The organism is Variovorax sp. 05N34 (genome assembly GCF_056397405.1).
In genome coordinates, this window is the sequence record NZ_JBFTNI010000018.1 from 34,731 (window position 1) to 46,303 (window position 11,573).

Here is an 11,573-nt window from a genome sequence, read left to right on the forward strand (position 1 = left end):
GCTTTATGGAATCAGCAATCTTCACTCTTGCAGCACTTGGCGCTTTGGTGGCTGTCGGCTGGGGCATCGATCTCCTCGTGCACCGTACGCCACCCACACGCCTCGAACGCCTTCTGGCCGCGCAGCTGCGCAGGTCATCGGATGTGATCCGGGGCGAAACCGTGCTCTGAATGGCCGACCTGCTTTGCAGGGCACATCTCCCCATCTCCATCTCGGGTTGACGCGCGCTCCTGCTTGGCGGTCGCGCGACATTTCCTACGGACGCTGTAAATACGCGCCTACCGGATCCGGCCGCGGTTGGCGCAGCCTGAAGGTTTCGCCGGGCTTAGAGCGACTTTGTCTCAGCCCGTGCGCCCCAACAGGACCACACATGAACAGCAAAGATCCAGCCGCGAAAGCCGAAACCCACGGTGCGAAGACCAGGTCCGAGCAAACCGCTGCCCCTGGCGAAACCCGCTGGTCGCAAGCCAGCGGACAGGGGCTTCAGAAGCCGGTGCCACAGCAACCGAACGAGATCGACGAATCCGCCAGCAGTCAGGAGCCGGGCAATGCGTCAATGGACCACGTCGGCAAAGCCGCCTATCACGACGCGGTGACGAGTGTCGATACCGACCGCGGCCCTGTCCTCGATTCCGTCTACAACGGCCCGGTCACCGAGGGGCACCGTGTCGGCGACGAAGAAGATGTGCGCGGCAAGCGAGACCCCGCGAAATCGACATCTTCAAGGAACCCCTGACGCGCCGCATGGCATGACGGAAGGGTGTCGAACCCGTCCGTCTGGCGCTATTCTCTGGGCCGAGGTTGATTACCCGGCACCCAAAGAGGAGACATGCCATGCAGTCACGTCGATTCACGACTCGCAACGGAACGGAACTCGCCTTCTCGGCCCTTGGGCTCGGGACGGCGCCGATGGGCGACCTGTACGAGCTGCTCGACGAGAAAACCTGCATCGTCACCATTGAGCAGGCCTACGCCAGCGGGGTGCGCGTGTTCGATACCTCTCCGCACTATGGCAACGGGCTCGCCGAAGCGCGCATCGGTGCGGGTCTGCGCCACGTGCCGCGCGAGGATGTGATCGTGTCGACCAAGGTCGGCCGCGTGATGGATCCCTTCTCCAGGCCGCCACCGAAGAACCCCGATGTCTTTTCTCCCGGCTTCGCGGGAGGCCACCCCCATGCCGCGCGCTTCGACTATTCCTACGACGGCACGATGCGCTCGGTCGAACAATCCTTGCTGCGCACCGGGCTCGATCGACTCGACATCCTGTTGATCCACGATTGCGACGTGTGGACACACGGTCCAGTCGATGCCCCAGTGCGCTTCAAGGAGGCGATGGACGGCGCCTACAAGGCCCTGGACAAGCTGCGCAGCGAGAAGACTGTCGCAGCCATCGGCTTCGGCATCAACGAGTCGGACGTGTCGGTGAAGTTCGCGAAGGCCGGGGACTTCGACGTGGCGATATTGGCAGGGCGCTATTCGCTGCTGGTTCAAGACGCACTGAACGAATTCCTGCCGCTCGCGCTCGAGAAGAACCTCGGCGTCATGTTGGCGGGTGTGTTCAATTCCGGCATCCTCGCGACGGGTGCCATGCCTGGCGCCAAATTCGACTATGGGGCCGCGCCGGACGAGATCATGGCGCGCGTGCGCAAGATCGAATCCATCTGCGCCACGCACGCCACGCCGCTGCGCCGCGCCGCGCTGCACTTTGCCATGGCGCATCCCGCCGTCGTCACGGTGCTGCTCGGCGGTGTGACGCCGCAGGAGGCGCTGGCGAACTCCGCCGATGCCGACCAGGCGGTGCCGCCTGCGCTGTGGCGCGACCTTCAGGCCGCCGGCCTGCTCAATCTGGCTGCGCCCGTCGGCTGAGCGCCTCTTCGAGCTTGCGTCTTCGCGGTACAGACCCCGTTGTCAACCGGCAGCGGCGGGACTAGCATCGCTCAGCTTGCTGTTTTGACCTGGGAGGAAAACAGAACCTGCCATGAGCGGGACTACATGGAGACATCCAGTGAACAGACGCAAGACTCTCAAGGTATTGGGAAGCGCGGCCGTGGCCGGAACCAGCGGACTCACGGCGAGGATGGCCTTTGCGGCGAACCCGACCATGGTCACGGTGGTCAAGATCGCGGGCATCCCGTGGTTCAACGCCGTCGAGAAGGGCATCCAGAAGGGTGGCAAGGAGTTCAACATCGACGCCACCATGGTCGGGCCTGCCAATGTCGATCCGGCACAGCAGGTCAAGCTGCTCGAAGACCAGATCGCCCGAAAGGTGACCGTGATCGGGCTGGTGCCGCTCGACGTGAAGGTGTGCGAGCCAGTGCTCAAGCGCGCGCAGGCGGCCGGCATCAAGGTCATCACGCACGAAGGTCCGGAGCAGGCCGGGCGCGACTGGAATGTGGAGCTCATCGACTCGGTCAAGTTCGGCGAAGTGCAGATGCAGCGCATCGCCAAGGACATGGGCGAGTCGGGTGAGTACGTCGTGTACGTGGGCACGCTGACCACGCCGCTGCACAACAAGTGGGCCGACGCGGCGATCGCCTACCAGAAGGCGAACTACCCGAAGATGAAGCTCGCGGCCGATCGCTTTCCGGGCGCGGACGAGATCGACTCTTCCTACAAGACGACGCTCGACGTCATCAAGGCCTATCCGAACCTCAAGGGCATCCTGGGCTTTGGCTCCAACGGCCCGATCGGTGCGGGCAATGCGGTGCGCGAGAAGCGGCTTGGAAAGAAGATCGCCATCGTCGGCACGGTGCTGCCTTCGCAGGCCAAGGACCTCATCGCCGACGGCATCATCCGCGAGGGCTTCCTCTGGAACCCGACGGATGCAGGCTATGCAATGGTCGCGGTCGCCCGCCTGGTGGTGGACGGCAAGCCGATCACCGACGGCGTGGAGATCCCCGGCCTGGGCAAGGCTTCGGTCGACGTGCCCGGCAAGCTGATCAAGGTCGACAAGATCATGCGGATCAACAACGACACGATCGCGGGCCTGATCGCCGGTGGGCTCTAGGGCTTGGCCAACTTCCTCGAACTGCGGGGCATCTCGAAGCACTTCGGCGGCGTCGTCGCGCTGCGCAATGTCGATCTGACGTTGCCGGCGGGCGAAGTGCACTGCCTGGTCGGTGAAAACGGTTCGGGCAAGTCGACGCTGATCAAGATCATCGCGGGCGTGCTGGCTCCGGAACCGGGCGGGCGCATCGCCATCGACGGGCGGGAGTACCTGCATCTCGATCCGGTGCAATCGACGGCGTCAGGCATTCAGGTGATCTACCAGGACCTGTCGCTGTTTCCGAACCTGACCGTTGCGGAGAACATCTCCGTCGCCACTCACCTGGGGCCGTTGCAGACGGTCAACTGGAAGCGCCTGCGTGCCACTGCCGCAGAGGCAATGGCGCGCATCGGCGCATCGCTCGACCCGGATGCACGTGTGGAAGACTTGTCCATTGCCAACCGGCAGCTGGTCGCGATCTGCCGCGCAATGGCCGCTGATGCGAAGCTGGTGATCATGGACGAGCCGACCGCGTCCCTGTCGCGGCACGAGGTCGACGCATTGGTGCGCCTCGTTGCCGATCTCAAGCGCCATGGGATCTGCATCGTCTTTGTCTCGCACCGACTCGATGAGGTGATGAAGATTGCCGAGCGCGTGACGGTACTGCGCGATGGAGCGAAGGTCGGCGACTACCCGGCCTCCGAGATGGACGACAGGAAGCTCGCGCACCTCATGACCGGAAAGGCGTTTGCCTATCAGACCTCCGTGTCGGCGATGCCTCAGGCAAAGACGGTGCTGTCGGTGCGTCATCTCACGCGCCGCGGGCAGTACGAAGACATCAGCCTGGACATTCGCGCTGGCGAGATCGTCGGGCTCACGGGCTTGCTCGGCTCTGGCCGTACCGAGTTCGCGCTTTCGCTCTTCGGCATGAACCGCCCCACCTCCGGGGAGATCCGGCTGGAAGGCAAGCTGCTTGCGCTCAAGAGCAACGCGCAAGCCATCGAGGAGGGCATCGCCTATGTGTCCGAAGACCGGCTGAACCTGGGCCTGGTGCTGGAGCAGCCCATCGCCTCGAACATCCTGCTGACGGTGCTCGACAAGCTGGCCAATGGCATCGGCCTCGTGCCGGAGCCTGCGCGCGAGCGCACGGCGCAGCACTGGATACGCGAACTCTCGATCAAGGCGCCGGATCCGGCCAACGCGGTGCGCACGCTGTCCGGCGGAAACCAGCAGCGTGTGGTGCTTGCAAAATGGATGGCGACGCAGCCCAGGCTGCTGATCCTCGACAGCCCGACGGTCGGCGTCGACATCGCAGCCAAGGACGGGATCTATGAGGTGATGCGCGCACTGGCCGCGAAGGGCATGGCGATCCTGCTGATATCAGACGAAATACCGGAAGTGTTCTATCACGCACATCGCGTGCTCGTGATGCGCCGCGGACGCATGGCGGGCGAATGCGTGCCGGGTGAGGCGTCCGAGGCACAGTTGCAGGCGGTGGTCGATGCATAGCGGCTTCGCGAGGCGCTTTGTTCGCAGCCACGAGTTCTGGCTGCTGGCGGTGATCCTGGTCCTGTCGCTCGTGCTCTCGTTGGCGACAAGCAGCTTTCTCACGATGCAGAACGCGTACGACCTGCTCACCTCCAATGCCTTCGTCGGCATCCTGGCTTCGGGACTGCTCGTCGTGCTGGTGTCGGGCGGCATCGACATCTCGTTCACCGCGACAGCATCGGTGGCGCAATACGTAGCGCTGACACTCGGCATCAAGCATGGGCTCGGCTGGGTGCCACTGTTCGCCATTGCAGCGGCGGTCGGGCTGATGTGCGGGCTCATCAATGCAGTGTTCATCACGAAGCTGCGCATCTCGTCGATCATTGTGTCGATCGCGACGCTCAACATCTTCTATGGCCTCTTGATCTTCACCACCGGCGGGAAGTACATCACTTCGCTCCCCAAGTTCTTCCGCGACGGCATCTGGTGGTTCGAGCAGGAAGACGCAGGCGGCGTGCCCTATGCGCTGAACCTGCAGATCATCGTGCTGGTGCTGTCTTTCGCGGCCGCATGGCTGCTGCTCAACCGGACCAACATCGGTCGACAGATCTACGCCATGGGCGGCAACAAGGAAGCGGCGCAACGGCTCGGCTTTCACATGTTCCGGCTCAACCTGCTGGTGTATGGCTATCTTGGCTTCGTCGCCGGCGTTGCGTCGCTCGTGCAGGCGCAACTCGCGCAGTCGGTCACGCCAACGGTGCTGGTCGGCAAGGAACTGGACGTGCTGGCGGCGGTGGTGCTGGGCGGGGCCAGCCTCACGGGTGGCGTGGGCACCGTCTGGGGTGCGATGCTGGGCGTGGCGCTGCTGGCGATCCTGCAGAACGGGCTGGTGCTCATCGGTGTGTCGTCTTACTGGAACCAATGGTTCGTGGGATTGACGATCCTGGTGGCGGTCTCGATGACCGCCTGGTCGGAGCGCCGGCGCCGCGCGGCAAAGGCGATCAATTGATGAGCTTCCGACGCTTCCTGCACGGGGGCACCGTGCCGATGCTTTCGCTGGTGCTGGTGGCGCTGCTCGCGCTGTTCGGCCTGCTGCTGGGCGACCGCTTCTTCAGTGTGGGCGCGCTGCAGTCGATGGCCTTCCAGCTGCCCGAGCTGGGCATCCTGTCGCTGGCGATGATGGTCACCCTGCTCTCGGGCGGACTCAATCTGTCGATCATCGCCTGCGCCAACCTGTGCGCACTCGCGATGGCTTGGGTGCTGACCACGCACGTGCCCGGCGCGCAAGGCTCCATGGTGGTCGCATGGCAGGTCATCGCCGTCCTTGCCGGCCTTGGCGTGGCGCTTCTGGTTGGCCTCATCAACGGCTTCATCATTGCGTGGCTGGGGGTGTCGCCCATCCTCGCCACGCTCGGCACGATGACGATGTGCAAGGGCCTGTCGATCGGCCTCACTCGCGGCAACGTGATCTCGGGCTTCCCGGAGTCGATCGTGTTCCTCGGCAACGGAACGCTGCTGGGTGTGCCGGTGGCGCTCCTCATTTTTCTGGCGCTGTGCGTGCCGATGGCGGTCATGCTCGGCAAGAGCCCGTTCGGCCTCAAGCTCTACATGATCGGATCGAGTGAGAAGGCCACACGCTATTCGGGCGTGGATACGCGGCGTGTTCTGCTGGGCGTGTACGTGCTGTCGAGCCTTCTCGCGATGGTGGCGGCGCTGGTCATGATGGCTCGCTTCAACTCGGCCAACGCGAGCTACGGCGAGAGCTATCTGCTCGTGACCATCCTGGCGGCCGTGCTGGGGGGCGTGGACCCGTTCGGCGGCTTCGGCAAGGTGGGCGGGCTGATCATGGCCCTGATCATCCTGCAGGTGATTTCGTCTGCCTTCAACCTGCTCGACTTCAGCCCCTTCCTGACCCTGGCCATCTGGGGAACGCTGATCATCGTGGTGACGGCGCTCGGGGTGCTGCTGGAGCGGCTCCAGGCCTCCAGCCCGCGCGAATCCACGGCCGTCATGCGCACCACGCCCTAGTGAACGGCAGGCGCCGATTCGCTTGAAGCGGCAGCGCCTGCCTCGATGAAGAGGCGCTTGATCATCGGATAGCGCGACCGCACGCGAGCTTCGATCGCGGCAATGGCATCGCCGGCCTCCTCGGTCGAGGTGCCGTCATCGAAGTCGAGATCGATCACCGCCAGCACCTCGCTCGGCCCCAGATACATCGACAGGACGCGCCCGACCGCATGCACGCCGGGCTGCTCGCGTGCCATGGCGCGAATGGCTCGTGCGGTCTCCGGGCGCACACCTTCGCCGATCAAGAGCCCGCGCGATTCGCGGACCAGCAGCACCGCGACGCCCGCCAGCAGGAGCCCGATGAGGAGCGATGCCACACCGTCGAGCTCCGGCATGCCGAGTCGATGACTCAGATACACGCCCGCCGCCGCGATCGCGAGACCCAGAAGCGCCGCGGAATCTTCGGCCAGCACTGTGTAGGTGGTCGGATCCTTGCTCGCATGCAGTGCGCGCCAGAAAGGCCGGGCGCCGGCCTCTTTCCTGAATTGCCGGAGTGCAATCGCGAAGCTCGACCCCTCGAACAGGGCAGCGGCGGCCAGTACGACGTAGTTCCAGGTGGGGTCCCGCATGGGCTCAGGCTGGGCGATGTGCTGGAAGCCTTCGTAGAAGGAAGCTCCGCCGCCCAGTCCGAAGATGAGCACCGCGACGATCAGGCTCCAGAAGTACAACTCCTTGCCGTGGCCGAATGGATGCTCGTCCGTCGCCGGACGCTTGCTCAGCCGCAGGCCCACCAGCAGCAGGATGCCGTTGAAGGTGTCGACGGCACTGTGGACGCCTTCGGACAACATGGCCGAGCTGCCCGTGATGCCGGCGACGATGAACTTGGTGGTCGCGATCGCGACGTTCGCCGCAATGGCACCGTAGACGGCGAGTTTGGATTCGGCCATGGGAGTGCTGCAAAGCTATCCGGAATCGCAAGCCGGGGATGTAGGCGCCTGCCGGTTTGGCAGGCGGAACCGCTCGACGTCGAACAGTCCGGTAATGCGATGCGCGGATTTCCTACGCCCACCGCGTCCGGCGCGCCGGACTGTGCCTTGACACTCCAAAGCCTTAAAGGAGCAGCAAGGATGACAGTCCCCGGCGGCAAGCCGCAAGGCGGCCAAGCAGATCAAGCGAGAGACACGGGCGGCGCGAGGCAGGACTCGGAGACGTCCACGACCGGCAAATTGACAGACAAATCCCAAGGCAAACCCCGCCCGGAGCGCGCCAAGGACGACCCATCGCGCGCGCCGGAGAGCGGAGACAAGCCCGAGGCCGAAGAGACCCGCTGAGTCATCTCGAGGTCACGCGGTGTCATCGTCGTCTTCGTCTTCGTCTTCGTCTTCATCGGAGCGATCGCCTTCGGGCACCGCGAGTTGGTCGGGCTGCGCGGCATCTTCGTCGGCAATGCCGTCTGCGCTCCCGCCATCGCCGGGCACGTAGCCGACGCGATCAGGCAGGATGTCCGCGTTTTCTTCCGGCGCGCTCGTGTCCGCCGATGCCAGTTCGCCGGTGCCGGAGGCAGCGGTATCGCTTTCGTGCGCGATCGGCAAGGCGCCTTCGGAACTCTGGTCGGGGAGCGCGGAATGGTTTCGATCTGTCTGGACGTCGCTGCCGCTGTCGCTGCTGTCGCTGGGGCCGAGCGCATCGATGTCCGTGCCTGAGGGCTTGGGCGAAGCATGCTCGCCGCCGAGGAGGCTGCTGGTGGCCATGGCTTTCCTTTCTATGGATGACCCCACCCAATCTGGCAATGCTGAGTCTGCCCGGTGTGAGAAGCGGAGCACACGCCATGTCGGAGAGGGGAGCAACGTCTTCATCGGAAATCGGRGGCGTCCGACACTGCCCGGCTTTGTGTCGGCACAGCTTCTTGCGAACCGCTGAAAGGACGCTATGAGAGACAGGAGCCGCGCAGAGCAACAGCAACTCGCCCGTGCGACGAGCAACGCGCGCCAGGAGCCGGCGCCGCCAGCAAGTTGGCCGATGAAGCGTACTCAAGTGCAGATCTGCGAATCTGGCGTCAAGCGCGTCTACAACCAGGCGGCGCCCCTGTACGACCTGCTCTTCGGCCAGGTGCTGGAACCAGGGCGCAAGCGCATGGGCGAGCGGGTGAGTCAACTCGGGCCGGCTTCGCTGCTGGAAGTCGGCGTGGGCACAGGGCTCGCTCTCGCGAGCTACCCTGCAAAGACTCGCATCGTGGGCATCGATCTGTCGCCTCAAATGCTCGCGCGAGCGCGCGAGCGCGCCGCGCGTCTTGAGCATCACGACATTCGCATTGCGCAGATGAATGCGGAGCGGATGAGTTTTGCCGATGCGACGTTCGACTGTGTCACGGTGCCCTATGTGCTGTCCGTCACGCCCCATCCGGCCGAACTGGTGCGAGAGATCCGCAGAGTCTGCAAGCCCGACGGCACCATCTTCATCCTCAATCACTTCAGCGGAAGCAAGTTCTGGTGGTTGCTCGAACGCTCCATCCGCTCCGCTGCGGCACATGTGGGGTTTCGTTCCGACTTTCGCTTCGAGGAGCAGGTGCTCTCCTACGATTGGGAATTGGTGGATGTCGAATCGGTCAACCTGCTGGATCTTTCGCGGCTTGTCGTGCTTCGCAATCGTGCCTCATAGCCACCGGCGTGAATCCCGGGCATGTCCACATTGGCGCCGCCCGTTTCAGGCGATGTCGATGGGAGTGGCCACCACGCGTCGGTAGCGGTCCATGACCGCAGGCTCAACACCGAGCCAACGCGCGACGGCCTCGGGCTCGAAGCCACGGCGCAGTTGCCGCAGCGCAAAGGTATGCCGCAGGCGGAACGAGCCACCCTCGCGGCTGTCGATGCCGGCATCTTCCAGCACGGCCTTGGCGCACTTGTACTGGGACTCCTTGCCCCATGGCTTTCCGCTGCGCGTCGACGGAAACAGAAAGCCTCCCTCGATGCGCGAACTCGCACGAACGTGCAGCCAGTGCTGAAGCAGTTCACCCGCCCAGGCCGCGATCGGTGTCTCCCGCGCCAGCGAATTGCCGTCGCCCGGCACTGCCACTTTCCAGGGACGGTCCCGGACCTGCCCTCCGCGCGATATGGGCGAGGCCAGCGTCAGCACGCGCACGTCGCCGGGCGTCAGTCCGCCGCCCAACTGCAACGCCACCGAGGTGCGATTGCGAAGTTCTTGCCAGGTGAGAGCCGCATGGCTGTCCCTCCGCGCTGCCGAAAGGCCCGGCCGCGGCCGGGCGTTGGACAGAAAGGCGATCAGGAGACGGGCTTCGGCCACGGACAGAAACTCGGGCAATGGATCGGCGTGTGCCGACTCGGCATAGCGCACCTCGGGATGCGCGGCGAGCCAGTCGTGCGCTGCCGTGTTCGGCGGCGTGTCGGTCTCGGCGGCATGGTGCCGCAGCACGCGATCGATCAGCCGCACCAGTTTCAGTGCATGGCGGGGCGAGAGCGAAAGGTCCGAACTCTTGCGCCCGAAACGCGCGGACTGAAAGGCCTGCAGATCTTGCAGATCGAGCGAGGCCAGTGTGACGGCAGGGGACTGGCCCAGACACCAGGCGGTGAACGCGCCCCACATGTCTCGATAGACCTGAATCGAAGCGGGCCGACGCATCGAGCCTGAGGCCCGGTGCGCATCGAGCCATCGCTCGAATGCGAGGCGATGGGTTTCAGCGGGTGCTTCGTCGAAGAGAGAAATCGGCGTCATGAATACGCTAACGGCCTTTGATGTTGGGTTGATTCTAGATGGCGTATTTGGGATTTTGCGGTTTGGACTTGATCGGAAGTCCGTTAGCGTATTACAGAAAGTACGGCGTTCGGCACCACTCAGCCCTTCAACACCCACTGGCGACTGCCGATAACAACGGACGAGACAACCCGATCAATTCACCCAAAGAGCATTTCATGCCAGAGTCGCCGAACTCCCCATCCATGAGCATTGCGCGAATGCTTGGCATGCTCGTCTGCGGCGCCATCGTCGGCGTCATCGCCCTGACAGGGTTGTTTCTTCATTCCGAGCAGAAGCTCATCATGGAAGAGCGGCAGGCCAGCGTCCGCCAGACCGTCGAGACTGCCTACGGCCTCGTTGCCTACTACCACGGCCTCTCGGAGAAAGGCCAGCTGAGCGAAGCACAGGCCAAGGAGCAGGCGTTGCAGTCCCTTCGCGGCCTGCGCTACAACGACAAGGAGTATTTCTGGGTGAACGACATGGGGCCGCTGGTTCTGATGCATCCGATCACCCCGGCGCTCGAAAACTCGGACCTCTCGCAACGCAAGGACTTGTCCGTGTTGAAGCTCTTCACCGAGTTCGTGAACACGGTCAAGGCGAAGGACGCGGGGTTCGTGGCCTACGACTGGCCCAAGCCTGGCAGCGAGAAGCCGGTGCCCAAGGTGTCGTATGTCAAGGGCTTCAAGCCCTGGGGCTGGATCGTCGGGTCGGGCGTCTACGTGGACACCGTGAACACCACCATCCTCGGACGGCTGGTGAACTTCTCTCTCGTCACACTCCTGCTGGCGGTGCTCCTGCTGGCTCTCGGTTGGATCATCCGGCGCGCGATGCTCAGGCAGCTGGGCGGCGAACCGGCAACCGCTGTCGAAGTGGCGCGCCGCATTGCAGACGGTGATCTTGCGGCGGACATCCGCGTCAACGCAGGCGACGAATCGAGCCTCATGCATGCAGTCGAGCACATGCGCAGCAATCTCGCAAAGATCGTGGCCGAAGTGCGTACGGGCACGGACACCATCGCGACGGCATCGAGCCAGATCGCCACGGGCAATCAGGACTTGTCCTCGCGCACCGAAGAGCAGGCGAGCTCGCTGGAGCAGACCGCCGCTTCGATGGAAGAGCTCACCTCGACCGTCAAGCAGAACGCCGACAACGCGCGCCAAGCCAATCAGCTTGCGGTGTCCGCTTCCGAAGTAGCGGTCAAGGGCGGCAGTGTCGTCTCGCAGGTGGTCGACACGATGGGCTCCATCAATGCATCGTCGCGCAAGATCGTGGACATCATCGGCGTGATCGACGGCATTGCATTCCAGACGAACATCCTTGCATTGAACGCAGCAGTCGAAGC

At 64.1% G+C, this 11,573-nt stretch carries 13 protein-coding genes; 10 read left to right on the forward strand and 3 right to left on the reverse strand.

The genetic code is table 11. The features are described from left to right. Nucleotides 1-5: 5 nt before the first annotated feature. The 7 genes from AC1DMA_RS29370 to AC1DMA_RS29400 all read left to right on the forward strand — a co-directional run bounded on the left by AC1DMA_RS29370 (nt 6) and on the right by AC1DMA_RS29400 (nt 6,502). Nucleotides 6-170: a hypothetical protein gene (locus AC1DMA_RS29370; RefSeq protein ID WP_478128793.1), complete on the forward strand. Its 165-nt coding sequence runs from the start codon at nt 6-8 to the stop codon at nt 168-170. Between the two features lie 200 nt (nt 171-370). Beyond that, complete coding sequence (locus AC1DMA_RS29375) at nt 371-736, forward strand: hypothetical protein (RefSeq protein ID WP_478146361.1); 366 nt, start codon at nt 371-373, stop codon at nt 734-736. Nucleotides 737-834: 98 nt separating this feature from the next. Next, a complete protein-coding gene (locus AC1DMA_RS29380) occupies nt 835-1,866 on the forward strand; it encodes an aldo/keto reductase (RefSeq protein ID WP_478146362.1) in 1,032 nt (343 codons plus the stop codon). A gap of 139 nt (nt 1,867-2,005) precedes the next feature. Further along, entirely contained in the window at nt 2,006-3,007 is a 1,002-nt protein-coding gene (locus AC1DMA_RS29385) for a substrate-binding domain-containing protein (protein WP_478128796.1), read from the forward strand. A gap of 3 nt (nt 3,008-3,010) precedes the next feature. Further along, nucleotides 3,011-4,495, forward strand: coding sequence for a sugar ABC transporter ATP-binding protein (locus AC1DMA_RS29390; protein WP_478146363.1), 1,485 nt, complete (start codon nt 3,011-3,013; stop codon nt 4,493-4,495). After that, nucleotides 4,488-5,483, forward strand: a complete 996-nt coding sequence (locus AC1DMA_RS29395) for an ABC transporter permease (protein ID WP_478146364.1) — start codon at nt 4,488-4,490, stop codon at nt 5,481-5,483. The genes AC1DMA_RS29390 and AC1DMA_RS29395 overlap by 8 nt, the downstream gene beginning before the upstream one ends. Then, nucleotides 5,483-6,502: an ABC transporter permease gene (locus tag AC1DMA_RS29400; RefSeq protein WP_478146365.1), complete on the forward strand. Its 1,020-nt coding sequence runs from the start codon at nt 5,483-5,485 to the stop codon at nt 6,500-6,502. Before AC1DMA_RS29395 ends, AC1DMA_RS29400 begins: the two co-directional genes overlap by 1 nt. On the opposite strand, the gene AC1DMA_RS29405 is transcribed toward AC1DMA_RS29400, so the two are convergent. After that, nucleotides 6,499-7,428, reverse strand: coding sequence for a cation diffusion facilitator family transporter (locus tag AC1DMA_RS29405; protein ID WP_478128800.1), 930 nt, complete (start codon nt 7,426-7,428; stop codon nt 6,499-6,501). The two genes, AC1DMA_RS29400 and AC1DMA_RS29405, sit on opposite strands and share 4 nt — an antisense overlap. A 180-nt stretch (nt 7,429-7,608) precedes the next feature. On the opposite strand from AC1DMA_RS29405, the gene AC1DMA_RS29410 reads away from it, so the two are divergent. Beyond that, nucleotides 7,609-7,812 (forward strand): hypothetical protein, encoded by a 204-nt coding sequence (locus AC1DMA_RS29410; RefSeq protein ID WP_478128801.1) that lies wholly within the window; start codon nt 7,609-7,611, stop codon nt 7,810-7,812. A 12-nt stretch (nt 7,813-7,824) separates the two neighbouring features. On the opposite strand, the gene AC1DMA_RS29415 is transcribed toward AC1DMA_RS29410, so the two are convergent. Beyond that, nucleotides 7,825-8,232, reverse strand: a complete 408-nt coding sequence (locus tag AC1DMA_RS29415; protein ID WP_478146366.1) for a hypothetical protein — start codon at nt 8,230-8,232, stop codon at nt 7,825-7,827. Between the two features lie 268 nt (nt 8,233-8,500). On the opposite strand from AC1DMA_RS29415, the gene AC1DMA_RS29420 reads away from it, so the two are divergent. Continuing rightward, nucleotides 8,501-9,139, forward strand: coding sequence for a class I SAM-dependent methyltransferase (locus AC1DMA_RS29420; RefSeq protein ID WP_478146367.1), 639 nt, complete (start codon nt 8,501-8,503; stop codon nt 9,137-9,139). Between the two features lie 45 nt (nt 9,140-9,184). Here AC1DMA_RS29420 and AC1DMA_RS29425 read toward each other — a convergent pair whose 3' ends face one another. Further along, nucleotides 9,185-10,210 carry a tyrosine-type recombinase/integrase gene (locus tag AC1DMA_RS29425; RefSeq protein WP_478146368.1) on the reverse strand — a complete coding sequence of 342 codons (1,026 nt, stop codon included), beginning with the start codon at nt 10,208-10,210 and terminating at the stop codon, nt 9,185-9,187. 197 nt (nt 10,211-10,407) lie between these two features. Here AC1DMA_RS29425 and AC1DMA_RS29430 point away from each other — a divergent pair. Next, a partial coding sequence (locus AC1DMA_RS29430; protein ID WP_478146369.1) for a cache domain-containing protein occupies nt 10,408-11,573 on the forward strand: 1,166 nt, incomplete at its 3' end.

Bases quoted from the DNA above. Each gene is read 5' to 3' on its own strand.
- AC1DMA_RS29370 (WP_478128793.1), top strand. From the start codon at position 6: ATGGAATCAGCAATCTTCACTCTTGCAGCACTTGGCGCTTTGGTGGCT.
- AC1DMA_RS29375 (WP_478146361.1), top strand. From the start codon at position 371: ATGAACAGCAAAGATCCAGCCGCGAAAGCCGAAACCCACGGTGCGAAG.
- AC1DMA_RS29380 (WP_478146362.1), top strand. From the start codon at position 835: ATGCAGTCACGTCGATTCACGACTCGCAACGGAACGGAACTCGCCTTC.
- AC1DMA_RS29395 (WP_478146364.1), top strand. From the start codon at position 4,488: ATGCATAGCGGCTTCGCGAGGCGCTTTGTTCGCAGCCACGAGTTCTGG.
- AC1DMA_RS29400 (WP_478146365.1), top strand. From the start codon at position 5,483: ATGAGCTTCCGACGCTTCCTGCACGGGGGCACCGTGCCGATGCTTTCG.
- AC1DMA_RS29405 (WP_478128800.1), bottom strand. From the start codon at position 7,428: ATGGCCGAATCCAAACTCGCCGTCTACGGTGCCATTGCGGCGAACGTC.
- AC1DMA_RS29410 (WP_478128801.1), top strand. From the start codon at position 7,609: ATGACAGTCCCCGGCGGCAAGCCGCAAGGCGGCCAAGCAGATCAAGCG.
- AC1DMA_RS29415 (WP_478146366.1), bottom strand. From the start codon at position 8,232: ATGGCCACCAGCAGCCTCCTCGGCGGCGAGCATGCTTCGCCCAAGCCC.
- AC1DMA_RS29420 (WP_478146367.1), top strand. From the start codon at position 8,501: ATGAAGCGTACTCAAGTGCAGATCTGCGAATCTGGCGTCAAGCGCGTC.
- AC1DMA_RS29425 (WP_478146368.1), bottom strand. From the start codon at position 10,210: ATGACGCCGATTTCTCTCTTCGACGAAGCACCCGCTGAAACCCATCGC.